The 26,042-nt window shown below is 73.1% G+C and carries 25 protein-coding genes; 15 read left to right on the forward strand and 10 right to left on the reverse strand.

Annotated elements, in window-relative coordinates:
• Positions 1-140: 140 nt before the first annotated feature.
• The 7 genes from M8330_RS11750 (at position 141) to trxA (ending at position 10,017) form a co-directional block, all read left to right on the forward strand.
• Positions 141-2,768 (forward strand): DUF6049 family protein, encoded by a 2,628-nt coding sequence (locus M8330_RS11750; RefSeq protein WP_250827476.1) that lies wholly within the window; start codon positions 141-143, stop codon positions 2,766-2,768.
• Positions 2,765-4,441, forward strand: a complete 1,677-nt coding sequence (gene murJ / locus M8330_RS11755) for a murein biosynthesis integral membrane protein MurJ (protein ID WP_250827477.1) — start codon at positions 2,765-2,767, stop codon at positions 4,439-4,441. Before M8330_RS11750 ends, murJ begins: the two co-directional genes overlap by 4 nt.
• A 129-nt stretch (positions 4,442-4,570) precedes the next feature.
• The gene (locus M8330_RS11760) at positions 4,571-6,790 is read left to right on the forward strand and encodes a protein kinase family protein (RefSeq protein ID WP_250827478.1); all 2,220 of its coding nucleotides are present in this window, start codon (positions 4,571-4,573) and stop codon (positions 6,788-6,790) included.
• Positions 6,787-7,491, forward strand: a complete 705-nt coding sequence (gene sigM / locus M8330_RS11765; protein ID WP_250827479.1) for an RNA polymerase sigma factor SigM — start codon at positions 6,787-6,789, stop codon at positions 7,489-7,491. Before M8330_RS11760 ends, sigM begins: the two co-directional genes overlap by 4 nt.
• Positions 7,492-7,587: 96 nt before the next feature.
• Positions 7,588-8,355, forward strand: coding sequence for a hypothetical protein (locus M8330_RS11770; RefSeq protein WP_250827480.1), 768 nt, complete (start codon positions 7,588-7,590; stop codon positions 8,353-8,355).
• Between the two features lie 163 nt (positions 8,356-8,518).
• Entirely contained in the window at positions 8,519-9,538 is a 1,020-nt protein-coding gene (trxB, locus tag M8330_RS11775; RefSeq protein ID WP_250827481.1) for a thioredoxin-disulfide reductase, read from the forward strand.
• Between the two features lie 164 nt (positions 9,539-9,702).
• Complete coding sequence (gene trxA / locus M8330_RS11780; protein WP_250055902.1) at positions 9,703-10,017, forward strand: thioredoxin; 315 nt, start codon at positions 9,703-9,705, stop codon at positions 10,015-10,017.
• Between the two features lie 27 nt (positions 10,018-10,044).
• On the opposite strand, the gene M8330_RS11785 is transcribed toward trxA, so the two are convergent.
• On the reverse strand, positions 10,045-10,698 hold the full coding sequence (locus tag M8330_RS11785) for a GNAT family N-acetyltransferase (protein ID WP_250827482.1): 654 nt from the start codon (positions 10,696-10,698) through the stop codon (positions 10,045-10,047).
• A gap of 84 nt (positions 10,699-10,782) precedes the next feature.
• On the opposite strand from M8330_RS11785, the gene M8330_RS11790 reads away from it, so the two are divergent.
• A complete protein-coding gene (locus tag M8330_RS11790; RefSeq protein ID WP_250055866.1) occupies positions 10,783-12,096 on the forward strand; it encodes an aminotransferase-like domain-containing protein in 1,314 nt (437 codons plus the stop codon).
• 71 nt (positions 12,097-12,167) lie between these two features.
• Complete coding sequence (locus M8330_RS11795; protein WP_250827483.1) at positions 12,168-12,932, forward strand: lysophospholipid acyltransferase family protein; 765 nt, start codon at positions 12,168-12,170, stop codon at positions 12,930-12,932.
• 119 nt (positions 12,933-13,051) lie between these two features.
• Here M8330_RS11795 and M8330_RS11800 read toward each other — a convergent pair whose 3' ends face one another.
• The 8 genes from M8330_RS11800 to rpmH form a co-directional block, all read right to left on the reverse strand.
• Positions 13,052-14,086 carry a ParB/RepB/Spo0J family partition protein gene (locus tag M8330_RS11800; protein WP_250827484.1) on the reverse strand — a complete coding sequence of 345 codons (1,035 nt, stop codon included), beginning with the start codon at positions 14,084-14,086 and terminating at the stop codon, positions 13,052-13,054.
• Entirely contained in the window at positions 14,083-15,018 is a 936-nt protein-coding gene (locus M8330_RS11805; RefSeq protein WP_250827485.1) for a ParA family protein, read from the reverse strand. Before M8330_RS11805 ends, M8330_RS11800 begins: the two co-directional genes overlap by 4 nt.
• A gap of 173 nt (positions 15,019-15,191) precedes the next feature.
• On the reverse strand, positions 15,192-15,866 hold the full coding sequence (gene rsmG / locus M8330_RS11810; RefSeq protein WP_372490201.1) for a 16S rRNA (guanine(527)-N(7))-methyltransferase RsmG: 675 nt from the start codon (positions 15,864-15,866) through the stop codon (positions 15,192-15,194).
• 76 nt (positions 15,867-15,942) lie between these two features.
• Positions 15,943-16,419, reverse strand: a complete 477-nt coding sequence (locus M8330_RS11815) for a Jag family protein (protein WP_250055876.1) — start codon at positions 16,417-16,419, stop codon at positions 15,943-15,945.
• Positions 16,416-17,486, reverse strand: a complete 1,071-nt coding sequence (gene yidC / locus M8330_RS11820; protein ID WP_250827486.1) for a membrane protein insertase YidC — start codon at positions 17,484-17,486, stop codon at positions 16,416-16,418. The genes M8330_RS11815 and yidC overlap by 4 nt, the downstream gene beginning before the upstream one ends.
• A 3-nt stretch (positions 17,487-17,489) precedes the next feature.
• Entirely contained in the window at positions 17,490-17,801 is a 312-nt protein-coding gene (gene yidD, locus M8330_RS11825) for a membrane protein insertion efficiency factor YidD (RefSeq protein WP_250055880.1), read from the reverse strand.
• Positions 17,798-18,136 carry a ribonuclease P protein component gene (rnpA, locus tag M8330_RS11830; protein WP_250827487.1) on the reverse strand — a complete coding sequence of 113 codons (339 nt, stop codon included), beginning with the start codon at positions 18,134-18,136 and terminating at the stop codon, positions 17,798-17,800. The genes yidD and rnpA overlap by 4 nt, the downstream gene beginning before the upstream one ends.
• A gap of 17 nt (positions 18,137-18,153) precedes the next feature.
• Positions 18,154-18,291, reverse strand: a complete 138-nt coding sequence (rpmH, locus tag M8330_RS11835; RefSeq protein WP_250055884.1) for a 50S ribosomal protein L34 — start codon at positions 18,289-18,291, stop codon at positions 18,154-18,156.
• A 511-nt stretch (positions 18,292-18,802) separates the two neighbouring features.
• Between rpmH and dnaA the strand changes: the two genes are divergently transcribed.
• Positions 18,803-20,287, forward strand: a complete 1,485-nt coding sequence (dnaA, locus tag M8330_RS11840; protein WP_372490202.1) for a chromosomal replication initiator protein DnaA — start codon at positions 18,803-18,805, stop codon at positions 20,285-20,287.
• Between the two features lie 15 nt (positions 20,288-20,302).
• Here the strand turns inward: dnaA and M8330_RS11845 are convergent, their stop codons facing one another.
• A complete protein-coding gene (locus tag M8330_RS11845) occupies positions 20,303-20,743 on the reverse strand; it encodes a MarR family winged helix-turn-helix transcriptional regulator (RefSeq protein ID WP_308196282.1) in 441 nt (146 codons plus the stop codon).
• Between the two features lie 52 nt (positions 20,744-20,795).
• Here M8330_RS11845 and M8330_RS11850 point away from each other — a divergent pair, with 52 nt between their 5' ends.
• The 5 genes from M8330_RS11850 (at position 20,796) to M8330_RS11870 (ending at position 25,774) form a co-directional block, all read left to right on the forward strand.
• Complete coding sequence (locus tag M8330_RS11850) at positions 20,796-21,212, forward strand: organic hydroperoxide resistance protein (protein ID WP_250827490.1); 417 nt, start codon at positions 20,796-20,798, stop codon at positions 21,210-21,212.
• Positions 21,213-21,816: 604 nt separating this feature from the next.
• On the forward strand, positions 21,817-22,953 hold the full coding sequence (gene dnaN / locus M8330_RS11855) for a DNA polymerase III subunit beta (RefSeq protein ID WP_250827491.1): 1,137 nt from the start codon (positions 21,817-21,819) through the stop codon (positions 22,951-22,953).
• Positions 22,954-23,071: 118 nt separating this feature from the next.
• The gene (gnd, locus tag M8330_RS11860) at positions 23,072-23,956 is read left to right on the forward strand and encodes a phosphogluconate dehydrogenase (NAD(+)-dependent, decarboxylating) (protein WP_250055893.1); all 885 of its coding nucleotides are present in this window, start codon (positions 23,072-23,074) and stop codon (positions 23,954-23,956) included.
• Between the two features lie 62 nt (positions 23,957-24,018).
• Positions 24,019-25,170 (forward strand): DNA replication/repair protein RecF, encoded by a 1,152-nt coding sequence (gene recF, locus M8330_RS11865; protein ID WP_250827492.1) that lies wholly within the window; start codon positions 24,019-24,021, stop codon positions 25,168-25,170.
• A 61-nt stretch (positions 25,171-25,231) separates the two neighbouring features.
• Positions 25,232-25,774 (forward strand): DciA family protein, encoded by a 543-nt coding sequence (locus tag M8330_RS11870; RefSeq protein WP_372490205.1) that lies wholly within the window; start codon positions 25,232-25,234, stop codon positions 25,772-25,774.
• Positions 25,775-26,042: the final 268 nt, after the last annotated feature.

The raw sequence follows: 26,042 nt of genomic DNA on the forward strand, positions 1-26,042 counted from the left end.
CACCGCCCGCACGCCGCATGCGCGAGCACCCGCCCCGGTGCGGGTGGTCGCACGGGCCCGTCCTCCGTCCCGGGTGACGATCCTCTCCCCGCCTGGCGGGGCTGGGCGTCAGGGCGTGCCCGCCCCTCTATCCTGCGCACGTGCCTCGCCTGCCCGGACCCGTCGTCGCGCCCCTGCCCGGGCGCCCCGACCGGCGACGTCCGGCAGGGCGACGTCCGGACGCGCAGCGGGTGGTGAGGCTGCTCGTCGGGCTGGTGCTGGCCCTCACCGTCCTGCCCGTGCTGGGCGTCGCCGCGGCCGACGAGGCCGCCGAGCCGCTCACCCTCACCCTCGACGAGGTCTCCCCGCAGATCCCGGCCCGCGGGTCGGTGCGGGTCTCCGGCACGATCACGAACACCGACGACGTCACCTGGACGACGATCAACCTCTACCCGTTCGTGGGCACCGAGCCGATCACGACCGCCTCCGGCCTGGCCGCGGCCTCGGAGACCGCGCTCGACGAGGTCGTCGGCGAGCGGGAGGCCAGCCAGGGGCCGTACCAGGTGATCGACCGGCTCGACCCGGGCGACACCGCCTCCTACTCCTTCCGGGTGCCCGTGCGCCGCCTCGCGCTGACCGGCCAGGGCGTCTACTGGTTCGGGGTGCACGCCCTGGGCCAGGACGACGTCGGTCGCGACGACGTGGCCGACGGCCGGGTGCGCACCTTCCTGCCACGCGTGGTCGACGACACCGCCTCGGTGCCGGTGGCCGTCGTGCTCCAGCTGCGCCGCCGCGTCCGCTACGAGACCGACGGCTCCGTGGCCCGGCTCGACACCTGGACCAGCTCGCTGGACCCGGACGGCCGCCTCGGCCGGCTGCTACGGATGGCCGAGGGGGCCGGCTCCAGCGGCGTGACCTGGGTGGTCGACCCGGCCGTCACCGACGCCCTCACCCGCCTCGCCGCCGGCAACCCTCCGCGCTCGACCGCCCCCACCCTCACCCCCGAGGAGCTGGACGACGCGACGGCGAGCCCGGACGCCTCCGCGAGCCCCACCCCCGCGCAGCCGCAGCCCACGGACGAGGACGACGTCGCCCAGGAGGAGCCCTCGGGCACCGCCTCCCCCTCCGACGAGGACAGCGCGCCCGAGGAGGAGGAGCCCGAGCTGGACGCGGCCACCCAGGCCGCCGCCGACGCCGCGGCCGACTACCTCGCCCGGCTCCAGGTGCTCGCCGACCAAGGGCAGGAGTTCCTGTCGCTGCCCTACGGCGACCTGGACGTGGCGGCCGCCGCCCTGCGCGGACGACCCGGCAACCGGACCGTCGCCGACCCGCGGCAGAGCACCACGGCCGACCCCTCGGCCTCGGCGTCCCCCTCGGCCTCGGCGTCCCCCTCTGCCTCCGCCTCCGCCTCCGCCAGCTCTTCCTCCAGCGCCACCGGCACCCCCCAGCCCGGGGAGACGGTGACGGTGGAGCCCGACGAGGACGCCACCGACGAGCCGACCGACGAGCCGGCGGCCCGCACCGCCGCCTCCTACGTCCCCACGACGGGGCAGGACTGGTTCGACGCCGCCCGCTTCCGCGCCGGCAACCTGCTGGCCGGCACCACCACCCGGACGATGCCGGTGGTGGCGCCCCCCGGCGGCTACCTCTCGGGCCGCGCCCTGCGACTGCTCGGCAACCGCGAGACCGTGCTGCTGACCGACGACGCGGTGCGCGACGAGGGCCTGCGCACCGACGGCGTCGCGCCCACCACCGTCTCGGTCGCCGGCAACCGGGTGGTGCTCAGCGCCTCGGCGGTGCTGGACGGCGGCCCCGACTCCGACGACCGGCCCTCCACCCTCTCGCTGCGCCAGCGGCTGCTCTCCGAGGCGGCCGTGCGCTCCGCGACGGTCGCCGGGGAGGACAGCGACGCCGTGCAGCCGCTGGTCGTCGTGCTGCCCGCGTGGTTCACCCCGGAGGACCCGGACACGTTCCTCGCCCAGCTCGACCTCTCCTGGACCGACCCCGACGCCCTCACCGAGGCCACCGCGGGCGGCGGCGGCACCGCGCTGCGGCGCAACGCGCTGGTCTACGGCCGCGCCGCCGCGTCCGCCCAGATCGAGGCCGGCGTCTTCACCTACGCCCAGCGGCTGGCGGCCGCCGGCGCCGGGCTCCAGGACCTGCTGACCTACAACGACCAGGTGGGCTCCGACGTCCTGGACGAGGCGCTCACCGACCTCGGTTACGGCTGGCGCCGCCGACAGACCGCCATCAGCCGCGCCGCCTTCGCCAGCACCGTCGGGCTGCGCAGCAGCATCGGCGGCGTCACCATCAGCGCGCCACCGGGCGTGACCCTCTCCAGCGCCACGGGCAGGTTCTCGGCCACCGTGGAGAACACGTTGGACGAGGCGGTCACCGTGCAGGTCACGGCGTCGACCGACGCCGACCTCGCCGTCGACCAGCCCGACGCGGTGACCGTGGCCGCCGGTGGCTCGGCGACGATCCTGCTCGACGCCACCGCGGTCACCCAGGGCGTGCACGCCGTGCGGCTGGTGCTGGTCGACGCGGCCGGCACCCCCACGGGCGCCACGGTCACGGTGCCGGTGCGGGCCGCGGCCGTCAGCGACGTCATCTGGCTGGTGATGGGCTCGGGCGTCGTGCTGCTCTTCGGCGCGATCGCGGGCCGCCTGTTCCGCCGCGTCCGCCGTGCCCGGGCCACCGCCCGCGAGGCGCGCACGGCCGGGGCCGCCCCGGCCGGTACGGACCACGCGGACCAGGACCAGCAGGACCAGCAGGACGGACACGCATGAGCGACCCACAGGAGCCGACCCGCGACCAGGATCGCCGCTCGCTCCTCTCCAGCTCGGCGGTGATGGCCGCCGGCACGACGTTCTCCCGGCTCTCCGGCCTGATCCGCTCGGTGCTGCTCGCCGCGGCCCTGGGCAACCTGGCGCACGCCGACGCGTTCAACGTGGCGAACACCGTGCCGAACATGCTCTACATCCTGCTGGCCGGCGGCGTGTTCAACGCCGTGCTCGTGCCGCAGCTGGTGCGGGCGATGAAGAACGACGCGGACCGGGGCGAGGCCTACACCAACCGGATCATGACGCTGGCCGTGCTGTTCCTGGGCGCGGTGACCGTGGCCCTGGTGGTGGCCGCGCCGTGGGTGGTGGCGCTGTACTCGGACCCGGACTGGCCCCCCGCCGTGACCGAGGCGACCGTCGACCTGGCGCGCTACTGCCTGCCCCAGGTCTTCTTCTACGGCATGTTCGTGCTGGTCGGTCAGGTGCTCAACGCCCGCGGCCGGTTCGGGCCGATGATGTGGGCCCCGATCGCCAACAACGTGGTCTCGGTGGCGGTGCTGCTCACCTACCTGGTGGTCTTCGGCGCCGCGGACGAGGCCGAGCAGGTGGGCGGCTACAGCACCGGTCAGGAGGTGCTGCTGGGCGTCGGGTCGACCCTCGGCATCGCCGTCCAGCTGCTGGTGCTCCTGCCCTACCTGCGGGCGGCGGGCTTCACCTGGCGTCCGCGCTTCGACTTCCGCGGCTCCGGCCTCGGCCACACCCTGCGCCTCGGCATCTGGACCGTCGGCTTCGTCATCGTCAACCAGGCGGCGTACACCGTGGTGGTGCGGCTGGCGACGTCCGGCACGGCCGGCGGCACGACGGAGGGCACGGGGTACTCGGTGTACTCCGCGGCCTTCCTCATCGTGATGGTGCCGCACTCGGTGGTGACGGTCTCGCTGGCCACGGCCGTGCTGCCCCGGCTCTCGGCCCGGGCGGAGGACGGCGACCGCGCCGGCGTCGCCGACGTCCTCTCCTCGGTGATGCGCACGTCCCTGGCGATCATCGTGCCGTTCGCGTTCCTGCTGCCGGCGCTGGCCGACCCGCTCGCCCGGGTGCTGCTGGGCTGGGGCGCCGCGGAGGGCACCGTGGAGAACTACGTGCCCACGATCGCCGTGTTCGGGCCGGGCATCGCGCTGTTCACGCTGCACTACCTCGTCCTGCGCGGGTTCTACGCACTCGAGATGACGCGGACCGTGTTCTGGATCCAGTGCGTCGTCGGCGCGGTCAACGTCGCCGTCGCCGTCGCCCTGGTGAGCGCCACCGGCGTCGAGGCCACCGCGCCCTCGCTCGCCATCGCCTACGCCTGCGCGTACGCCGCGGGCTCCGCGGTCTCCTTCGTCGTCCTCGGGCGACGCCTGGGCGGCCTGGGTGGACGACGGCTCGTCGGCTACGGCCTGCACCTGGTGCTGCTCAGCGCGGTGACCGCGGGCGTCGGGTGGGGCGTGGCACGCCTCGTCGGCGTGGGGCTGGACGACCGGCTGCCCGACAAGCTGGCGGCCCTGGCCGAGCTGGCCGCCGTGGGTGTCGCCGCCGTCGTGGTGTACCTGGTGCTGGCTCGCCTCACCCGCCTGCGCGAGGTCGCCGAGGTGCTCGACACGGTCGGCGTCGGCCGGGTGCTCGCCAAGCTCCGGCGTTGACCCGCCACGCGCCCTGCCCACCTCGTACGGTGGCCCCACCGGGCCTACGATGAGGCCCACGTGACCGGTGCCGTGCACGGAGGTACCGGTCGCAGCCCGCGACCACCCCCACGGCGAACGGAGCGCAGCGTGCCCCTGTCCAACCGCCCCGGCGACGAGCTGGTCGGGCGGTACCGCCTCGTGGACCTGCTCAGCGAGAGCAGGGGCGGTCGGTTCTGGCGGGCGCACGACCGGGTGCTGGAGCGACAGGTCGCGGTGCACGTCATCAGCGAGGACGACGACCGCGCCGACGCGCTGCTCGACGCTGCCCGACGCTCGGCCACCGTGCTCGACCCCCACATCCTGCGGGTGCTCGACGCCGCCCGCGCCGACGGCCTCTGCTTCGTGGTCAACGAGTGGGGCAGCGGCACGTCGCTGGACACGATGCTCTCCGCCGGCGGCCCGCTGCCGCCGCGCCAGGCCGCCTGGCTGGCCGGCGAGGTCGCCCGGGCCACCCGCACCGCGCACCGCGCCGGGGTGCCGCACGGGCGCCTGGTGCCCGAGAGCGTGCTGGTCGACTCCTCCGGCTCGGTGCGGATCATCGGCTGGTGCGTCGACGCGGCGCTGCACGGCCGCGGCGCCGGCTCCACCGAGGACGACCTCGCCGACCTGGCCGGCCTGCTCTACGCCGGGCTCACCGCCCGCTGGGGCGGCCCCTCCTCCTCGTCCGTGCCCGCAGCGCCCCGCGACCACGACCGGGTGCTGCGCCCGCGGCAGGTCCGCGCCGGCATCCCGCGACCCCTCGACAGCCTCTGCGACGCCCTGCTCAACCCCGACGGGGACGAGGCCCGCAGCGCCGAAGACGTGGTGGAGGAGCTGGAGGACTTCGTCGGCGACGACACCGGCCTGCGGCGCTCCATCATCGGCCGGCTGGTGACCCCCGAGCCCCGCGTCTCCCTGCCCGCCGTGCCGGACTTCTCCGTGCGCGAGACCGCCGTCGAGCAGCCCACCCAGGCCTGGACGCCACCCGCGGACCTGAGCGCCCCCTCCGACGACTCCGAGGACACCGGCGACACGGGCGCGGTCGCGGCCGCCGGGGCTGCTGCTGGGGCCGGGGCTGCTGCTGTGGCCGCCGGAGCGCACGCGGCGGCCGTCGGGGACAGCGACGACCAGCCCGACGACCAGCCCGACGACCAGCCCGACGACCAGCCCGACGACCCGGGCGAGGACCTCAGCGGGGGCCAGGGCGAGGCCGCGACCGCCGAGCACGCCGCTGTCCCGGCCGCGGACGACCCCCTCTTCGGCGACGTCCCGCCCGCGAGCGGCGAGGTCCCCGACGACGCCGACGCCGACGCCGACGACGCCGAGAGCACTCCCGGGGACGAGGCGGACGACCCGGCCGAGGACGAGCCCGACCTGGGGCCCGCCACCGTGGCCACCCTCCCGCCGCAGCCGGCGGCCGCCGCGGGCGAGGAAACGGGCGAGGAGACGGGCGGCCAGGGCCACCACCGCCCCGCGCCCGGCCCGCCCCCCGAGCCGCTGGCGCCCGTGCCCGCGCGCCCCCTGTTCGCTCCCGACCCCGAGGACGGTGGGCCCGCCCGCCGCACCCGCCACCCCGCGCCCACCGGCCCCGAGCCGGACCCCGAGTATTGGCCGTGGGAGACGGGCACCGGCACGGTGCCGCCGATGCTCCCGCCCGAGGACGAGGACGTCCCGCCGCCGCGCAGCCCGGGTCGGCGGACCCTCACGGTCGCCGCCGTCCTGCTCGTGCTGCTGGGGCTCTTCGTCGCGCTCACCGTGGCGTGGAACGTCGGTCGGGGCCGCACCCCGCTCGGCGCCGAGCCGACCACGCAGGAGACCTCGGCCTCGGCGACCGACGGCACCTCCGCCTCCGCCGAGCCCACGCCCCTGACCGGGCTGACCGCCACGGACCTGGACCCCCTGGCCGACCCGCCCGAGGAGAACCCGGAGCTCGCGCCGAACGCGGTCGACGGCGACGCCTCCACCTCCTGGGTCACCTCCACCTACATCCAGGACCTGGGGCCGTCGGGCCTCAAGACCGGCGTGGGCCTCGTGGTCGACCTCCAGGACGTGACGAGCCTCGACAGCGTCCGGGTGCAGCTGCGGGGCCGTCCCACCGGCTTCTCGCTCTACCTGACCGACGACGAGGTCACCACCGACCCCGCCGCCGTCGACGGCCTGGAGCCGGTCGCCTCGCGCGGCCGGGCCGGCACCGACGTCACCGTCGACCTGGACGGGGCACAGGGCCGCTACCTCACCCTGTGGCTCACCTCGCTGCCCAGCGTCGACGGCGGCTTCCGCGGCGAGGTCCGCGAGATCACCGTGCTGGCGGCCGAGGACGGCTCGTGAGCCACCCGGACGCGCCCGGCGACGTCCACCTCGAGGAGCTCGACGACAAGGAGCTCGTGCGTCGCCACGTGGCCGGCGAGCCCGGGGCCTTCGGCGAGCTGTTCCGCCGGCACCGCGACCGCCTGTGGGCCGTCGCCCTGCGCACCTGCGGCAACCCCGAGGACGCCGCGGACGGCCTCCAGGACGGCATGGTGGCCGCCTACCGCCGCGCCGGCAGCTACCAGGGCCGGGCCGCCGTCACCACCTGGCTGCACCGCGTCGTCGTCAACGCCTGCCTCGACCGGCTCCGCGCCCAGCAGGTCCGCCGGGCCGAGCCGCTGCCCGACGTCCTGCCCGTGCACCTGGAGGAGTACGGCCCCCGCGGTGCCGACGGGCCGCCGTCGCCGGACCCGGCCGCGGAGGTCGTGCGCGGCGAGACGCGACGGGCGGTGCTCGAGGCGCTCGCCGAGCTGCCCCTGGAGCAGCGGGCCGCCCTCGTCCTCGTGGACATGGAGGGCCACTCCGTGGCCGAGGCCGCCGACATCCTGCGCTGCGCCGTGGGCACCGTGAAGTCGCGCTGCTCCCGCGGGCGCGCCCGCCTCGCCGTGCTCCTGGCCGACCTGCTCGAGGACGCCGAGACACCCGTCACGCCCCCGCCGGGGAACCCCGAGGGGCGGCGGGCCGTCCCACCCGTGGAGCCACGCGGCCCACCCACCGCCTGACCCCCCCTTCTGACCACCCCGCTGACCACCCCGCTGACCACCCCGCTGACCACCCCGCTGACCACCCCGGCTGACCATCACCTCGAGAGGAGCCCCGTGACCACCCCGAACTCGCGCGAGCGCGACGACCAGGTGCGCGCGCTCCTCGCCGGCGTCCGCGAGGACGAGGGCACCCCCACCGAGGTCGCCTCCCGGCTGGACGACGTGCTGGCCCGGCTCGAGGCCGGGGAGGACGTGCCCGGCCCCGCCTCGCCCGCGTCCGTCGTGGAGCTGGCCGCGGTGCGCCGCCGCCGGGTCGTCCGGCTGCTCGCCGGTGCTGCCGCGGTCGTGGTGCTCGGCGTCGGCGTCGGCAACGGGATCCAGTACCTGTCGGGCGGCACCTCGGGCAACGACTCCGCCTCGTCGGCGGCCTCCTCCCTCACGCAGGGCGACGCCGCGGACTCCTCCGCCGGCCGCACCAGCGAGGACGACGGCGGCGGCGCCGCCGAGAGCGGGAACGACACCTTCTCCGACCAGTCCGGCTCCGACCAGTCGGGCCGGCTGCAGGTGCCGGTGAAGCAGGTCCTCTCGCTCGACGGCACCCTCCAGCCCGTCTCCGAGGCCGCGTTCGCGGACGACGCGCGCCACCTGCGCTCGCGCCTGCGCGCCGGCGAGGGCACCGCGGCGGCCGGCGCCGGGCTCGGCGCCGACTGGCAGGCCTGCACGCCCGCCGACTGGGGCCGGGGCCGACTCCTGGCCGTCGAGTACGACGGCCGCGCCGCCGTCCTCGCCTACCGCCCGTCGGAGGGCGAGACGCAGGTGGTCGACGTGCTCCAGTGCGGGTCCGGCGACGTCCTGCGCTCCGCCACCCTCACCGGCCGCTGAGCGTGACGTCCACCCCCGGCACCGCGGACCGGGGTGGGGGAATGGCGCTCGCCTACGATGCGTTCGCAACGATGCACCGAGCATCAGAGGCACCGACCGGCGAGGGACGAGTCCCCCGGTCGTCGAGAGCCCCACGGGGGCTGGAACGAGGAGCGATCCAGGCATGACCCTGAACGAGCAGGAGACGGCCGCGCAGGACACGGCTGTCCGCAACGTCATCATCATCGGCTCGGGTCCGTCCGGGTACACCGCAGCCGTCTACGCGGCCCGCGCGAACCTGAGCCCGCTGGTCTTCGAGGGCTCCGTCACCGCCGGTGGCGCACTCATGAACACCACCGAGGTCGAGAACTTCCCCGGCTTCCGCGACGGCATCATGGGCCCGGCCCTGATGGACGAGATGCGTGCCCAGGCCGAGCGCTTCGGCGCCGAGTTGGTGGCCGACGACGTGGTCGAGGTCGACCTCACCGGTGACGTGAAGGTCGTCAAGACCGCCACCGACACCCACCTGGCGCACTCCGTCATCCTCGCCACCGGCTCCGGCTACCGGAAGCTCGGCCTGGAGAAGGAGAACACCCTCTCGGGCCGCGGCGTCTCCTGGTGCGCGACCTGCGACGGCTTCTTCTTCCGCGACCAGCACATCGCCGTCGTCGGCGGCGGCGACTCCGCCGTCGAGGAGGCCACCTTCCTCACGCGCTTCGCCTCGAAGGTCTCCATGATCGTGCGTCGCGACGAGCTCCGCGCCTCCAAGATCATGCAGGAGCGGGCCTTCAACGACCCCAAGCTCGAGATCGTCTGGAACTCGGCCGTCAGCGACATCCACGGCGAGGACAAGGTCTCCGGCATCACGCTGACCGACACCGTCACCGGCCAGACCCGCGACCTGGACGCCACCGGCCTCTTCGTCGCCATCGGCCACGACCCGCGCAGCGAGCTGCTGAAGGGCCAGGTCGACCTCGACAGCGAGGGCTACGTCCTGGTCAAGCACCCCTCTACCGCGACCAACCTCGCCGGCGTCTTCGCCTGCGGCGACCTCGTCGACCACCACTACCGCCAGGCGATCACCGCGGCCGGCACGGGCTGCTCCGCGGCCCTGGACGCCGAGCGCTTCCTCGCCGAGCTCGAGACCACCGCCACGTCCCCCGCCGACGCCGAGGCCCGCGCCGAGGCCGAGCTGGGGGTCTGAGACCCGCACCGGGGTCCCCACCAGGGGCTTCCCCCCCGGCGGTCGCGGCGGAACAATCGAGGGCCCCGACCGTGTTGAACCCACATCCGACGCCGCGTGAGCAGCGTCGCCCAGGCGCACACCGCTGCGCGACCAGACCAGAAAGGGACATCCTCGTGGCCAAGATGGATGCAGTCACCGACGCCGAGTTCGACACCTCGGTCCTCCTGTCCGAGAAGCCCGTCCTCGTCGACTTCTGGGCCGAGTGGTGCGGCCCGTGCCGCCAGGTCTCCCCGATCCTGGAGGAGCTGAACGGCGAGCACGGCGACAAGGTCACCTTCCTCAAGATGAACGTGGACGAGAACCCGGTCACCCCGGCCTCCTACCGCGTCACCGGCATCCCGACCATCAACGTCTACTCCAAGGGCGAGGTCGTGAAGTCCATCGTGGGTGCCCGCCCCAAGGCCGTGCTGCTCAAGGAGCTCGCCGAGTTCATCTGAGTCCCCGCCCTCCCCGGAGGGCCGCGCTCAGTCCGCGTCCCCGTCGTCCCTGCGGACGGCGGGGACGCGCCGTTCCGGAGCCGGGGCCGGAGCCGGGCGCACGACCCCGGCGAGCCTGCCCAGTGCCGCCTCCACCTCCTCGCGCCAGGTCAGCGCGGTGCGCAGGTCCATCCGCATCCGCGGCGCGACCGGGTGCGGTCGCACGGTGCGGAAGCCCACCCGGGCCAGGAACTCCGCCGGCGCCGCGCAGCCCGGCGCGCTGCCGTGCGAGCCGAACGCCTCCAGGGCCCGCACGCCACGACCGACGAGGTCGCGGGCCGCCTGCTGCACGAGCATCCGCCCGAGTCCCCCGCCGCGGTGGTCGGGGTGCACCCAGAGGCCGGCCAGGAGCACCGCGTCCTCGCCCGCGGGAGCCGTCGGGAAGGCGCCGGCGCCCGGCAGGTGCCCGGCCGGGGCGTAGAGCACGTGGGCCACCTCGACGCCGTCGACCAGCAGCACCCTCCCGCAGGAGCCCCACTCCCGGAGGCGCTCGGAGACGAGCGCCTGCTTCTCCTCGGCCCGCTCGTCCTCGGCAACCCGGTCGCGACGCACCGGGTCGAGCTCCCAGAACAGGCACCGGGCGCAGGGCGAGCCGGTGGCCTCCAACCGGTCCAGCGTGAGCGGGACTCCTCGTCGTGCCACGTGCCACCTCCGTGTGGGCCGCGACTGACCAGCACCTGACCGGCGCGTGCGATGGCGGGCCTCATCCTTCATGCTAGGGGGACCATGGAGTCCACGCCTGCCCGCACCAGCACCCGCCTCGACTCGTTCGTCGACCGGTACGCCGCCCGCACCAGCGGGATGACGGCGTCCGAGATCCGTGCGCTCTTCGCCGTGGCCTCCCGCCCGGAGGTGGTCTCCCTCGCCGGCGGCATGCCGAACATCTCCGGCCTGCCGCTCGACGTCGTGGGCGACGCCATCGGCAACCTGGTCGCCGAGCACGGTGCCGTGGCGATGCAGTACGGCTCCGGCCAGGGCGTCCCGTTCCTGCGCGAGCAGATCACCGACGTGATGCGCCTGGAGGGCATCGAGGCGCACCCGGACGACGTCGTGGTGACCGTGGGCTCGCAGCAGGCCGTCGACCTGGTGACCCGCATCTTCTGCGACCCGGGCGACGTGGTGATCTGCGAGGCGCCGTCCTACGTGGGAGCCCTCGGCGTCTTCCGCGCGTACCAGGCCGACGTGGTGCACGCCGAGATGGACGCCCAGGGGCTGGTGCCCGAGGCCCTCGAGCAGGCCATCGCCTCCTGCAAGCGCGCCGGGCGCAAGATCAAGTTCCTCTACACGATCCCCAACTTCCACAACCCGGCCGGCGTGACGCTGAGCGCGGAGCGTCGCACGCGGATCATCGAGATCTGCCGCCGCGAGGGCGTCCTCGTCCTGGAGGACAACCCCTACGGCCTCCTCGGCTTCGACGAGGCCCCCATGCGGGCCATGCGGGCCGACGACCCGGACAACGTCATCTACCTGGGCTCCTTCTCGAAGACCTTCGCGCCGGGCTTCCGGGTCGGCTGGGCGCTCTGCCCGCCGCCGGTGCGCGAGAAGATGGTGCTCGCGCAGGAGTCCGCGACGCTGTGCCCGCCGCAGTTCTCGCAGATGGCGGTCTCGGCCTACCTCTCCAACCACGACTGGCAGGGCCAGATCAAGCAGTTCCGCGAGATGTACCGCGAGCGTCGGGACGCGATGATCTCCAGCCTCGCCGACCTCATGCCGGCCGGGACCCACTGGAACGTCCCGGACGGCGGGTTCTACGTGTGGCTCACGCTGCCCGACGGGGTGGACGCCAAGGCCATGCTCCCGCGCGCCGTGACCGCACGCGTGGCCTACGTGCCCGGCACCGCGTTCTTCGCCGACGGCTTCGGCTCCCGCTCGATGCGGCTCTCCTTCTGCTACCCCACGCCGGAACGGATCCGCGAGGGCGTCCGGCGGCTCGCCGGCGTGGTCGAGGCGGAGCTGGAGCTGCGCACGATGTTCGGCGCCACCATCTCCGCCCCAGGCCTCTCCACCGGGTACGACAACCCGAGCGTCGACCTGTCCTGAGGTCGTCCCGGGCCCGCCCGCGGTCGTCGGGGTGCCCGCGCGGGTTCCCGCGGATGTGGGAGAGTCACCGCATGCGTGACATCACCTACCCCGCGATCATCGTCGCCGCCAAGACGGCGTTCAGGCTGCTGGGTCAGCGGTTCCAGATGACCGGCACGGAGAACGTGCCCCGGGAGGGCGGCGTCATGCTGGCCTACAACCACATCGGCTACGTGGACTTCGTCTACGGCGGCCTGGGGGCCAACCCCTCCGGGCGCCTCGTGCGGTTCATGGCGAAGCGCGAGATCTTCGACCACCCGGTCGGCGGGCCCCTCATGCGCTCCTTCCACCACATCGAGGTCGACCGCGCCGAGGGGCAGGGCTCCTACCTCAAGGCCGTCGACTACCTGCGCAAGGGCGAGGCCGTGGGCATCTTCCCCGAGGCCACCATCTCGCGCTCCTTCGAGCTGAAGGAGTTCAAGAGCGGCGTGGTGCGGATCGCCGCCGCCGCCGGTGTCCCGATCGTCCCCGTCATCCTGTGGGGCACGCAGCGGATGATGACCAAGGGTCACCCGAAGGACTTCTCCCGGGGCAAGACCATCGCGATCCGCGTGGGCGAGCCGATCGCCACGACCGGGGACCACGACGCCGACCGCGCCGCCCTGCACGCGGCCATGGCGCAGATGCTCGAGGACGCGATCGCGGCCTACCCGGCCGACGAGCAGCCTCCGGGTTCCTGGTGGCTGCCGGCACGTCTCGGGGGCTCCGCACCCACGCCGGACGAGGCGGAGAAGCTCGACCAGGCGGAGAAGAGAGAGAGAGCAGCCCGTCGCGCGGCCAAGCGCGCGAAGAAGTAGCGCTCAGATCGCTTCCTGACGAACTCCCAGGACGCTGGAAGGGGCCCGATCCGCACGGATCGGGCCCCTTTCCTGTCGCTAGGCCGACAAACTGCTTTGTCGACTTATCGTCTTGTCTCTTAGTTGCTGGATGGATCTGTGGACTCCTGGTCGGTGTCCAGGATGCCGAGGATGCGCTGCAGGTCCTCCATCGAGGCGAACTCCACGGTGATCTTGCCCTTGTGCTTGCCGAGGTCGACCTTGACCCGGGTCTCGAACCGGTCGCTCAGCCGGTCGGCGATCTCCGTGAGGCCAGGTGCCTGCGGCTTGCGTCGAGCCGTGCGGCGCGGGGCGTCCTCGTCGCCGGATCCCAGCGCCACGATCTCCTCTAGGCCGCGCACGCTGATGCCCTCGGCGACCACGCGCTGGGCCAGCCGGTCCTGGGAGTCCGCGTCGCCCACCGCGAGCAAAGAGCGGGCGTGCCCCGCCGACAGGACGCCGGCCGCCACCCGTCGCTGCACCGCGGGGCTCAGCCGCAGCAGGCGCAGGGTGTTGCTGATCTGCGGGCGCGACCGACCGATCTGCTGCGCCAGCTCCTCGTGGGTGCATCCGAAGTCCTCGAGCAGCTGGGCGTAGGCCGACGCCTCCTCCAGCGGGTTGAGCTGCGAGCGGTGCAGGTTCTCCAGGAGCGCGTCCCGCAGCATGGCGGTGTCGTCGGTCTGCCGGACGATCGCCGGGATGACCTCCAGGCCCGCCTCCTGCGCCGCCCGCCACCGCCGCTCGCCCATGACCAGCTCGTACCCGTCACCAGCGTCGCGGACGACGACGGGCTGGAGCAGCCCGATCTCGCGCAGCGAGTGCACCAGCTCGGCCATCGCGTCCTCGTCGAAGACCTGGCGCGGCTGGTGGGCGTTCGGCCGGATGCGCTCCACCGGGAGCTCGGCGAAGTACGCACCCTCGACCGGCGCCAGCGACGTCGTGTCGGGGGACCCGGACTCGCCGGATGCCGACCGGGAGGACGAGTCCGCCGCGGTCCGACCTGCTACAGGAGAGCTGGTCGCACCCGACGCGTCGTGCTGGCCGGCATCCTCCGCGGCAGGCGGTGCGGTCGGGATGAGTGATCCGAGGCCCCGACCCAGGCCACGACGCGTGCCTGGGCGCTGACCGCCGCTCATCGCTCGACCCCGCGGAACGCGAACTCGCGAGCCGCCTCCAGGTAGGAGAGCGCGCCCGGAGAGGCCGGGTCGTAGGTCATGACGGTCTGCGCGTAGGAGGGTGCCTCGGAGACGCGGACGGAGCGGGGGATCGTCGTGCCGAGCACCTGGTCGCCGAAGTGTGCCCGGACCTCGTCGGCGACACCGGAGCTCAGGCGCGTGCGTGCGTCGTACATGGTGATGAGGATGGCGGAGATCCTCAGGTGCTGGTTGAGGTTCGCTCGCACCAGCTCGACGGTCTCCAGCAGCTGACCGAGCCCCTCCAGGGCGTAGTACTCCGCCTGGATGGGGATGAGCATCTCCTCGCCGGCGACCAGGGCGTTCAACGTGAGCAGGCCCAGCGACGGCGGGCAGTCGACGATGACGTAGTCGTACCGGTCCTCGCCCGCCTCCGCGCCGCCCACCCAGGGGTGCGCCTGGATCGCCTTGCGCAGACGGCTCTCGCGCGCGACGACCGACACGAGCTCGATCTCCGCGCCCGCCAGGTCGATCGTGGCCGGGCAGACCCACAGGAGGTCGTGCTCCGGGCTCTGGGTGACGACTTCCTCGAGGGGGACACCGTCCACGAGCATGTCGTACGTCGAGGGCGTGCCCCGACGGTGGTCCACGTTCAGGGCGGTGGAGGCGTTGCCCTGCGGGTCGAGGTCGATGACCAGCACCCGCTGTCCGAGCTGAGCCAGGGACGCGGCCAGGTTCACCGACGACGTGGTCTTGCCGACGCCGCCCTTCTGGTTCGCGATCACCACGACGCGCGTCCCGCGAGGCCGTTCGACCGGGGGCCGCGAGCCCGCCTGCCCTCGGGCGAGCAGCGTGCTCTCCGCGGCGCGGGCGAGGGGCGTGTCCTCGTCCGCCATGGCGACGTCGTAGCCGGCCATGTCGGCTGCGGTCCTCACGCGGTAGCCGGTGGGCGTTTCACGTGAAACGTCGGCCTCCGTCGCTTGCTCGGCACCGACCTCGTCGGGCCCCTGACCACTCTCGCCCTGTGGAAAAATCTCACTCACCTGTGGAATCTCACGCTCAGGGTGCTTCTCGCACCGGTGGATAACTCCCGAGACAGCTGCCGTGGTCACCGACCCTGACGGCCCCGCTTGCGACGACGAGACGTGTCCTGGCGGCGCTTCGCTCCTCCGACGGAGCCCCGAGGGGGCCACGTTACCGACCCGGGATCGGCCCAGGGAACTCGGCACAGCGTCGTGGGGGTGTCGAGGACGTCCTCACCCACGACCAGCACCTCCGGTCGACCCCAGCCGGCGCGCTCGAGAGCGGGGCGGGCCTCCACGATCTCGTCGTCGACCGAGGAACCCTTCATCGCCAGGACGTGCCCCTGTGGCCGCACCAGCGGCATGCACCACTCCAGCAGCGTGGTCAGCCCTGCCACAGCACGAGAGGTGACCACGTCGAAGCCACCGAGGTGCACCGCACTGTCCGCACGGCCACGGTGCACCGTGACGTTGGGGAGCCCCAGCTCGTCGACGACCTCCTGCAGGAACGTCGTGCGACGGAGGAGCGGCTCGATCAGGGTCACGGAGAGATCAGGCCGCCGGATGGCCAGCACCATGCCCGGCAGGCCGGCACCGGTGCCCACGTCGGCCACGTCGACGCCCTCCGCGATGGCATCGGCGACGACAGCCGAGTTCAGGAGGTGCCGCTCCCACAGACGTGGGGCCTCACGCGGACCGATCAGGCCGCGCACCACCCCGTCCGTGGCCAGCAGCCCCGCGTAGCGCTCTGCCAGCGCCACTCGCTCGATGCCGAACACCCCCTGCGCCGCAGCGGGCACAGGGGGTGTTTCACGTGAAACCTCAGCGGGCTCGACGTCACTCAGGGCGGATCACCACGTACCGACGGGGCTCCACGCCCTCGGACTCGGACACCAGACCAGCGGCGGCCACGACGTCGTGCACGACCTTCCGCTCGAAGGGGCTCATGGGCTCCAGCCGCACGGCCTCGCCGGACGACTTCGCCTCCTCCACGGCCGCGGCACCCTGCGCCTCCAGCACCTCGCGACGACGGGCACGGTGACCCGCGACGTCCAGCATGAGGCGGGAGCGCTCGCCGGTCGACCGCAACACGGCCAGGCGCGTCAGCTCCTGGAGAGCCTCCAGCACCTCGCCGTCCTTGCCCACGAGCTGACCCAGGTCGCCGCCGATGATCGACACGGCAGCGCGATCGCCCTCGACGTCCATGTCCAGGTCGCCGTCGAGGTCGGCGATGTCGAGGAGCTCCTCGAGGTAGTCAGCGGCGATCTCGCCCTCGTTCTCGAGTGCCTCGACGCGGCTCTTCTGGTCGCTCATCGGGACCCTCCGTCCTTCTTCTCGACACCGGCGTCTCCGGTGCTCTTCGCCTGGTTGCCCTGCTTGGACTGGTTGGACTGGTTGGACTGGTGGGGCTGGCCCTTGCGGCGCTGGTCCCGCGACTGGCGCTTGGGCTGCTGCCGCTGGGCCGGCCGACGCTCCTCGGTGGTCTCCTCGGCGGTGGGAGCGGCCGTGGCCACCCCACCTCCGTGGCGCGCTGCCTTGGCCGCGTCCCGCTTCTCCTTGGCCGCGAACGCCGGAGTCCCCGGCGCGGGGTTGTTGCGGATGACGTAGAACTGCTGGCCCATCGTCCACAGGTTCGACGTGGTCCAGTACAGGAGCACGCCGATCGGGAAGGCCACGCCACCGACACCGAAGGCCACGGGCAGGATGTAGAGCAGCATCTTCTGCTGCTGGGCGTACGGCCCGCTCATGGCGTCGGCCGGCATGTTCTTGCTCATCAGCTGACGCTGGGTGACGAACGTGGTCGCCGTCATCGCGAGCACCAGGAACAGCGCGAGCAGCATGACGCCCAGCTGGCCACCGTCCGCGCGCCACACGCCCGCGCCCCAGAAACTCTCGGCCAGGGGGATGCGCCCGAAGATCATCGCCGAGCCGAAGGACTCCGCCATGTTCTCGTTGAGGAAGCCGTGCGGGGTGGAGTCCCGCGCCGCCTCGTTCAGCAGGTGGAACAGGGTGATGAAGATGGGCATCTGCACGAGCAGCGGCAGGCAGGCGGCGAACGGGTTGGTACCGGTGTCCCGGTACAGGTTCATCGTCTCCGCGGCCAGCTTCTCGCGGTCGTGCTTGTACTTCTCCTGCAGCGCTCGCACCTTGGGCTGCAGCAGCTGCATGTTGCGGCTCGACTTGATCTGCTTCACGAAGAGCGGGATCAGCAGCGCGCGGATCACGACCGTGAGGCCGATGATCGACAACGCCCAGGTCGAGCCACCGTCGGGGTCCATCCCGAGGGTGGTGAAGAGCTTGTGCCAACCCACCAGCACGGCCGAGATGGCGTAGTACAGCGGCGTGGCGATCAGGCTCAGCAGGTCACCGAGTGCACCCACGGGTCAGACTCCTTGCTCGTGCGGCGCGGCGTCGTCTGCGCCGCGGTACGTGGTCATGGTGCCGGACGCCTCCGCGTCCACCGGCACCGGTGGGCCGTCGACGTGCCCCGGGACGGGGTCGTAGCCGCCGGGGGCCCAGGGATGACAGCGGGCCAGCCTGCGTGCCCCCAGCCACGACCCCTTCACCGAGCCGTGCAGCTGCACGGCCTCCAGCGTGTAGGCCGAGCAGGAGGGGTAGTACCGGCACACCTGCCCGTAGATCGGGCTGATGAACAGGCGGTAGCCCCGCAGCAGGACGATCAGCACGTACTTCACGACATCACCCGATCAAGGCAACCTGCGAGGTCCGCGCCGAGTTCCGCCGACGAGGCCGATGCCGCGGCGGGCAGCGCCCGCACCACCAACGTGCAACGGCCCGGGAGCAGAGAGATCTGCTCCCGGGCCAGATGACGAAGCCGGCGCTTCACCCGGTTGCGGACGACAGCGACGCCCACCGCCTTGCTGACGACCAGGCCCACCCGGGACTCCCCGGGCAGCCCGCCGTCCTCGGCGAGGTGGACGACCAGCGTCCGCGACCCCGCCCGACGACCACAACGCACCGCCTCGCGGAAGGAGGCGGAGTCGGTCAGCCGGTTGGGGGCGGCGAGCACCGGAGGGTGCCCGCGACTCAGACGGCCAGGCTCTTGCGGCCCTTGCGGCGGCGACCGTTCAGGATCGCGCGACCGGCACGGGTCCGCATGCGGAGGCGGAAGCCGTGGACCTTGTGGCGACGACGGTTGTTCGGCTGGAAGGTGCGCTTGCTCATCGTGAGCTCCTCGTTGTTGGACGTCGGCGGCGTGGTCTCCCCACACCAGGGCCGTCACCCGACCCGATCGGCAGCGCCCCGGCCACGGCGTGCGAGAGTGCTCGCACCCCGTCCCAGGGTTCCCGGACCGCCCTTCGGCCGGCACCGCCCACCCACGCGAGGGCCCGTCTGGTGCGGACCAGCCCCGTGGACATGCGGCACCCGTCGACCTCGGGTGACCGGCCAACGGTACGCGCGGCGCGAGACCAGGGTCAAACCACGCGCGACCCCCCGCCGCACCCCTGTGGATGACGGCTTGCCCGCACCTCCACCACGGGGCTACGTTCGCCCGCATCCCCCACGGCCTGCCGGCCCCGGACCCGTCCGGGGTTCTCACGGTTCGTGGGACGTACCGCCACCGCGCACCTATCCTCTGACCTGCAACGCACCAGCCGAGGCCAACACGCGGCGGCACTCGGGCGCCTCGCCACGAGTGCCCGGCGGGCATTTCCCACAACCTGTGGACAACGTTGTGGAACACGCATCCTCAGGAAGGCCCCACCTCACCGTGACGGACGAGCCCAGCACCTCGCTCTCGGACGCCTGGAGCGCCGTGCTCGCCGACCTGCAGCCGAACCAGCGCGCGTGGCTGACGGCCTCCGAGCCGGTGACGCTGCACGGCACCACCGCCATTGTCGCGGTGCCCAACGACTTCACCCGGCAGCAGCTCGAGGGGCGTCTGCGCGCCCAGCTCGAGGACGCGCTCTCGGTCACCTACGGCACCGAGATCCGCCTCGCCGTCACGGTCAATCCCGACCTCGACGCCGCGGAGAGCCCCGCGCCCGCGCCGGTGGCGGACCTCGCCCCCGTGGACGCCCCGCCGCCTGCACCCCGGGTCGACGCCCAGGTCACCCTGCCGCCGCCGAGCACCGGCCCGGCGGCGGCACCGCCGGCCCCCGAGAAGGACCGCGGAGCCCCCGAGACCCGGCTGAACCCGAAGTACACCTTCGAGACGTTCGTCATCGGCTCGTCCAACCGGTTCCCGCACGCCGCCGCGGTGGCGGTGGCCGAGGCACCGGGCAAGGCCTACAACCCCCTGCTGGTCTACGGCGACTCCGGGCTGGGCAAGACCCACCTCCTGCACGCCATCGGCCACTACGTGCGCTCGCTCTACACGACCGCCCGCGTGCGCTACGTGTCCAGCGAGGAGTTCACCAACGAGTTCATCAACGCGATCCGCGACGACCGGCAGGACCGGTTCAAGCGTCGGTACCGCGACGTGGACGTGCTCCTGATCGACGACATCCAGTTCCTGGAGGGCAAGACCCAGACCCAGGAGGAGTTCTTCCACACCTTCAACACGCTGCACAACGCCAACAAGCAGATCGTGCTCACCTCGGACCGGCCCCCCAAGCGCCTGGAGGCGCTGGAGGACCGCCTGCGCAACCGGTTCGAGTGGGGCCTGATCACCGACGTGCAGCCGCCGGACCTCGAGACGCGCATCGCCATCCTCCGCAAGAAGGCCGCGATGGACCGGCTCACGGCCCCGCCGGACGTGCTGGAGTTCATCGCCTCGAAGATCCAGACGAACATCCGCGAGCTCGAGGGTGCCCTCATCCGCGTCACGGCCTTCGCGAACCTCAACCGCCAGGAGGTCGACATGACCCTGGCCGAGATCGTGCTGAAGGACCTGATCCCCGACGGCGGCGAGCCCGAGATCACCGCCGGGCTGATCATCGCCCAGACCGCCGCGTACTTCGGCCTGAGCATCGACGAGCTCACCGGCCCCAGCCGGGGCCGGCACCTCGTGATGGCGCGCCAGATCGCCATGTACCTGTGCCGCGAGCTCACGGACCTGTCGCTGCCCAAGATCGGCGCCGAGTTCGGCAACCGCGACCACACGACGGTCATGTACGCCGACCGCAAGATCAACCAGCTGCTCGCGGAGCGCCGCGCGGTCTTCAACCAGGTCAGCGAGCTGACCAACCGCGTGAAGATGCAGGCCCGCCAGGCCTGAGCCCGCGACGGCGCCTCAGCCGTCCAGGTGCGCCAGGAGCCGGCCGAGGTCCGCGCGCAGTCGCTCCGCCTCGTCCCGCTCCAGGCCCATCGCCCCCGCCAGCCGCAGGGGGACGTCGGCCACCTGCTCCCGCAGCGCCCAGCCCTCCTGCGTGCACGAGACCAGCACCCGCCGCTCGTCGGCCGGGTCGCGCCGGCGCACGATCCGTCCCGCCGCCTCCAGGCGCTTCAGCAGCGGTGTGAGCGTCCCTGAGTCCAGGCGCAGGCGCGCCCCGAGCGCGGAGACGGACACGGGGGAGCCGGCGTCCCACAGCGCCAGCATCGTCAGGTACTGCGGGTAGGTCAGCCCCGACGGCTCCAGCAGGTCGGCGTACGTCCTGGTCACCGCGCGCGTCGCCGCGTAGAGCGGGAAGCAGAGCTGGGCGTCGAGCGCGAGCTGCGGGTGCTGTGGAGCCACGCCACCAGGGTAGCCGCTTGACAATTAGATTGTGCGCAATAAAGTTGCGGACATGGAAACTGTGTACACCGCCACCGCACTCGCCACCGGCGACGGCCGCAACGGCCACGTCGCCTCCTCCGACGGCGTCGTCGACACCGACGTCCGCATCCCGAAGGAGATGGGTGGCCCCGGCGGCGCCACCAACCCCGAGCAGCTCTTCGCCGCCGGCTACGCGGCCTGCTTCCACTCCGCGCTCAAGATGGTCGCCCGCGGCACGGGCGCGGACCTGGGGGAGACCGAGGTCGTCGCCGACGTCTCCATCGGGACGCTCGAGGGCGGCGGCTTCGGCCTCGCCGTCGGGCTCGAGGTCACGATCCCCCGCCTCGACCGCGACCAGGCCCAGCAGCTGGTCGAGCAGGCCCACCAGGTCTGCCCGTACTCCAACGCGACCCGCGGCAACGTCGAGGTCACGCTCACGGTCGCCTGACCGCACAGCAGCACCCAGGGCCGGTCACGGCCCGTCTCGAGGCCCCCGACGCCGGATCGGTGTCGGGGGCCTTCGCCGTCCGGAGGCTCCCGACGACCCGCCTCGGACCCTGTGGAGAACCGGCCCGCCGGAGATGAACTACACGGTGGTGACTTGAGGATCCCGTGGCAGAGCCCTCCACACGGACGAGGATCCCCACACGGACGCCAGGATCCCCACGACGTCCTCCACACCCCCTGTGCACCTCGATCGAGCGTGGCGACCAGGCATTACCCACGTCGTCCACAGGATCCACCGGACCTATGACCACTCTGGATCCATCACCGACTCGATTCCCGGTGCACTTCTGCACCGACCCCTTCCTGGGGACAAACCCTCTCCGGGCCCGGCGGCTACCTCCCGGAACCACCTGGCCCACCCCGACCCCTCGCTGTCGAAGGTGGCAGGTTGCTGCCACACCGGGGCAGCCGCACGACCACCACCAGGATCACAAAAATCCGTGGGATCACCCGCGGCGTGCCGGTGCGCCGACGCGCGTGGCAGGATTCGACTTCCGCGAGGCCGCGCCCGCCGCCGGCCCACCACGAGGAGAGGGACGCCAACAGTGAAGTTCCGCGTCGAACGCGACGTGCTCGCCGACGCCGTCGCCTGGGCGGCACGCAGCCTGCCCGCACGGCCGAGCGTCCCCGTCCTCGCAGGTCTGCTGATCCAGGCCGGCGACTCCGGCCTCGTCCTCTCCGCCTTCGACTACGAGACCTCTGCCCGCGCGACGCTCGCGGCCGACGTCTCCGAGGACGGTCGGGCCCTGGTCAGCGGTCGTCTGCTCGCCGACATCTGCCGCAGCCTCCCCGGCAAGCCGGTGGAGATGACCCTCGAGGGCTCTCGCGTCTCCCTCACCTGCGGCAGCGCGCGGTTCAGCCTCCAGACCATGCCGGTCGAGGACTACCCGACCCTCCCGGAGATGCCCACCGCCACGGGCACCGTCGACAGCGGTCTGTTCGCCCACGCCGTCGCCCAGGCCGTCACGGCGGCCGGCAAGGACGACATGCTCCCGGTGCTCACCGGCGTCCGGCTCGAGATCGACGGCTCCAGCATCTCGCTGCTGGCCACCGACCGCTTCCGCCTCAGCCACCGCGAGCTGGGCTGGAACCCGAACACCCCCGACGCCACGGTCGCGGCCCTCGTCCCCGCCAAGGTGCTGGCCGACACGGCCAAGTCCCTGAGCGCGGGCGACGAGATCACCATCGCCCTGTCCGCCGGCAACGGCGGCGAGGGGATCATCGGCTTCGAGGGCGCGGCGGCCGGCGGCGTGCGCCGCACGACGACCCGCCTGCTGGACGGCGAGTTCCCGAAGGTGCGCAGCCTGTTCCCGAACGAGCACCTCACGGTGGCCAAGGTCGACAAGGCCTCGCTGGTCGAGTCGGTGCGCCGCGTCTCGCTGGTGGCCGAGCGCAACACCGCCGTGCAGCTCGCCTTCGTCGACGGCGTGCTCACCCTCGACGCCGGCTCCGGCGACGAGGCGCAGGCCTCCGAGTCGGTCGAGGCCGACATCGACGGCGACGAGCTGACCACCGGCTTCAACCCGCAGTACCTGCTCGACGGGCTCACCGCGATCGACGAGCCCGTCGTCGAGCTGGCGTTCACCCAGGCCTCCAAGCCCGTGGTGATCTCCGGCACGACGGACGAGGCGGAGGGGCCCGGCTTCCGGTACCTGCTCATGCCTCGCCGTCTGCTCTCCTGACGACGTGGATACCGTGGGGTCGTCGGACGGCACCCGCGGCACCCACCGGGAACCGCAGGACCGTCCCGAGCAGACCCGGCAGCAGACCCGGCAGTGACTGACAACGAGGAGCGCGTGCATGGACATCGGACTGGTCGGCCTCGGCAAGATGGGTGGCAACATGCGCACCCGGCTCCGCCAGGCGGGGCACACCGTGGTCGGTTTCGACTTCGACCCGGCCCTGCGGGACGTGGACAGCCTCGAGGCGCTCGTGGAGGCGCTGCCCAGCCCCAAGGTCGTGTGGGTGATGGTCCCGCACGGCAAGCCGACGCACGACACGGTCTCCCAGCTCGGTGAGCTGCTCTCCGAGGGCGACGTGGTCGTCGACGGCGGCAACTCCAAGTGGACCGACGACGCCCGGCACGCCGCCGAGCTCGGCGAGAAGGGCATCGGCTTCGTCGACTGCGGCGTCTCCGGCGGCGTCTGGGGCCTGGAGAACGGCTACGCCCTGATGTGCGGCGGCTCGAACGAGGACGTGGCCAAGGTCCAGCCGGCCTTCGACTCCCTCAAGCCGACCGACGGCGGCTTCGTGCACGCCGGCCGCAAGCCGGGCGCCGGCCACTTCGCCAAGATGGTCCACAACGGCATCGAGTACGCGATGATGCAGTCCTACGCCGAGGGCTGGGAGCTGCTCGAGGCGGTCGACCTCGTCGAGGACGTGCCGGCCACGTTCGACTCCTGGCGCAGCGGCACCGTCATCCGGTCCTGGCTCCTGGACCTGCTCACCAACGCGCTCCAGGACGACGAGCACCTCGAGGCGCTGCGCGGCTACGCGGACGACTCCGGCGAGGGCCGGTGGACGGTCGAGGCCGCCATCGACAACGCCGTGCCGATGAACGTCATCGCCGCCTCGCTCTTCGCCCGGTTCACCTCCCGCCAGGAGGACAGCCCCGCGATGAAGGCCATCGCCGCCATGCGCAACCAGTTCGGCGGCCACGCCGTCCACTCCGGCGCGAAGGGCTGAGGGAGCCCCGCTCCCCCGGCCCCACTCACGCCCCGCGCCCCGAGCCCCGCACCCCGGTCGCCATGCACGTCTCCCACCTGACCCTGCACCAGTTCCGCTCCTACGAGCAGGTGGACGTCGCGCTGGAGGCCGGGGTCACGGCGTTCGTGGGGCGCAACGGCCAGGGCAAGACCAACCTGGTCGAGGCGATCGACTACCTCTCGCGGCTCTCGTCCCACCGGGTCGCCGGCGACGCCCCGCTGATCCGCGCGGGCGCCGACCGGGCCCTGGTCCGGGCCGCTGTCGTCCGGGACGGGCGGACCGCCGTGCTCGAGGTGCAGCTCAACCCCGGCAAGTCCAACCTCGCGAAGGTCAACCGGTCCGCCCTCCCCCGTGCCCGCGACCTCGTCGGCCTGGTCCGCACGGTCGTCTTCTCCCCCGAGGACCTGGCGCTGGTCAAGGGCGACCCCGGCGAGCGCCGCCGGTTCCTCGACGACCTGCTGGTGCTGCGGGCACTGCGGCTGGCCGGCGTCCGCAGCGACTACGACCGGGTGCTCAAGCAGCGCTCCTCCCTGCTCAAGACCGCCGGCGCTGCCCGTCGCGGGTCGTCCTCCTCCGAGGGGGCGCTGGCGACCCTCTCGGTGTGGGACTCCCACCTGGCCCGCACCGGCGCCGAGCTGCTGGCCGAGCGGCTGCGCCTGGTCGAGGAGCTCTCCCCCTACGTCGGCCGCGCCTACCAGTCCGTGGCGCGCGGCGCCGGACGCGACGACGCCCGGATCGAGTACCGCCCTTCCTTCGAGCTGCCGCCGGCGCACGACCAGGAGACGCTGGAGAAGACGATCCTCGTGGAGCTCGAGGCGCGCCGCCGCGACGAGCTGGAGCGCGGCGTCTGCCTCGTCGGCCCGCACCGCGACGACCTGCTGCTCACCATCGGCTCGGACGACGGCCCGCGACTGCCCGTCAAGGGCTACGCCAGCCACGGGGAGTCGTGGTCGTTCGCGCTCGCGCTGCGCCTGGCCTCCTTCGACCTCCTGCGGGACGACGGCGACGACCCGATCCTCGTGCTCGACGACGTCTTCGCCGAGCTGGACGCCGGCCGGCGCACCCAGCTGGCCGAGCTGGTGGCCGGCGCCGAGCAGGTGCTGGTGACGGCCGCCGTGGCCGAGGACGTGCCCCCGGCGCTCGCGGGTGCGCGCTTCGCGGTCGCCGGTGGCGAGGTCTCCCGTGTCGAGTGAGTCGCCCCGTCCCGAGGGGGACGGGGAGGACACGGGTGCCACGGACGGTGGGCCGCAGGAGGTGGCGTCGGACGCCGCCGAGCTCCCCGAGCCGCGCACCGGCCCCGAGGAGGAGCCGCACGACGACGCGGGGCTGGACCTGGCCCGCCGCATCGCGCGCGCCACGGCCGCCGGGGGGCTGCCGCCGGACAAGCGGTCACGCCGCCGTCGTCCTCGTGGTGACGCCCCGAGGAAGGCGCGGGGGGACGACCGGGACCCGCAGCTGCTCGAGGGCTCCCTCTCCCGGCTGGTGGCCGACCACGGGTGGGCGCTGGACCTGCGGGTGCACGGCGTCTTCGCCCGCTGGCCGGACCTGGTGGGCGAGGAGATCGCCGGCCACTGCACGCCCGAGTCCTTCACCGAGGGACGTCTCCTGGTGCGCACCGACTCCACCGCCTGGGCCACCCAGCTGAAGCTGCTCGCCCCCCGGGTGCTGGCGCGGCTCAACGAGGACCTCGGGCCCGGCACCGTGACGTTCCTGGACGTGCAGGGCCCCCACGCCCCGTCCTGGACGAAGGGGCCCCGCCGGGTCAAGGGCCGCGGCCCTCGCGACACCTACGGCTGAGCGAGATCCCGGGGTGGACCGCGGGCCGCGCCCTGTGGACGGCAAGTGGCCCTCTCTGCCGATCTGCGGGCCTCGCGTCCGTATCCGGGGCCGTTCCCACCCCCGTTCGGCGCTCTGAGCGCCCGTTCCGGGGCGATGAGAGGGGTCCGGCGGACGATTCATCCCCCGCGGCGGCGAGGGGGACGTGGCTCAGAGGCGCTCAGCCGCTAGACTGAGCCCGGGTCACGACTGCGTGACCCTTCGTCTTGCGTCAGGCCCGACACCCCCC

It is taken from the genome of Nocardioides bruguierae, from assembly GCF_023656415.1.
In the GTDB taxonomy this organism is placed as follows: Bacteria; Actinomycetota; Actinomycetes; order Propionibacteriales; family Nocardioidaceae; genus Nocardioides; species Nocardioides bruguierae.

What these genes read in the sequence shown, in the direction of transcription:
- murJ (WP_250827477.1), top strand. Translation starts at nt 2,765, where the DNA reads ATGAGCGACCCACAGGAGCCGACCCGCGACCAGGATCGCCGCTCGCTC.
- trxB (WP_250827481.1), top strand. Translation starts at nt 8,519, where the DNA reads ATGACCCTGAACGAGCAGGAGACGGCCGCGCAGGACACGGCTGTCCGC.
- trxA (WP_250055902.1), top strand. Translation starts at nt 9,703, where the DNA reads ATGGATGCAGTCACCGACGCCGAGTTCGACACCTCGGTCCTCCTGTCC.
- M8330_RS11790 (WP_250055866.1), top strand. Translation starts at nt 10,783, where the DNA reads ATGGAGTCCACGCCTGCCCGCACCAGCACCCGCCTCGACTCGTTCGTC.
- M8330_RS11795 (WP_250827483.1), top strand. Translation starts at nt 12,168, where the DNA reads ATGCGTGACATCACCTACCCCGCGATCATCGTCGCCGCCAAGACGGCG.
- M8330_RS11800 (WP_250827484.1), bottom strand. Translation starts at nt 14,086, where the DNA reads ATGAGCGGCGGTCAGCGCCCAGGCACGCGTCGTGGCCTGGGTCGGGGC.
- M8330_RS11815 (WP_250055876.1), bottom strand. Translation starts at nt 16,419, where the DNA reads ATGAGCGACCAGAAGAGCCGCGTCGAGGCACTCGAGAACGAGGGCGAG.
- rpmH (WP_250055884.1), bottom strand. Translation starts at nt 18,291, where the DNA reads ATGAGCAAGCGCACCTTCCAGCCGAACAACCGTCGTCGCCACAAGGTC.
- M8330_RS11850 (WP_250827490.1), top strand. Translation starts at nt 20,796, where the DNA reads ATGGAAACTGTGTACACCGCCACCGCACTCGCCACCGGCGACGGCCGC.
- gnd (WP_250055893.1), top strand. Translation starts at nt 23,072, where the DNA reads ATGGACATCGGACTGGTCGGCCTCGGCAAGATGGGTGGCAACATGCGC.
- recF (WP_250827492.1), top strand. Translation starts at nt 24,019, where the DNA reads ATGCACGTCTCCCACCTGACCCTGCACCAGTTCCGCTCCTACGAGCAG.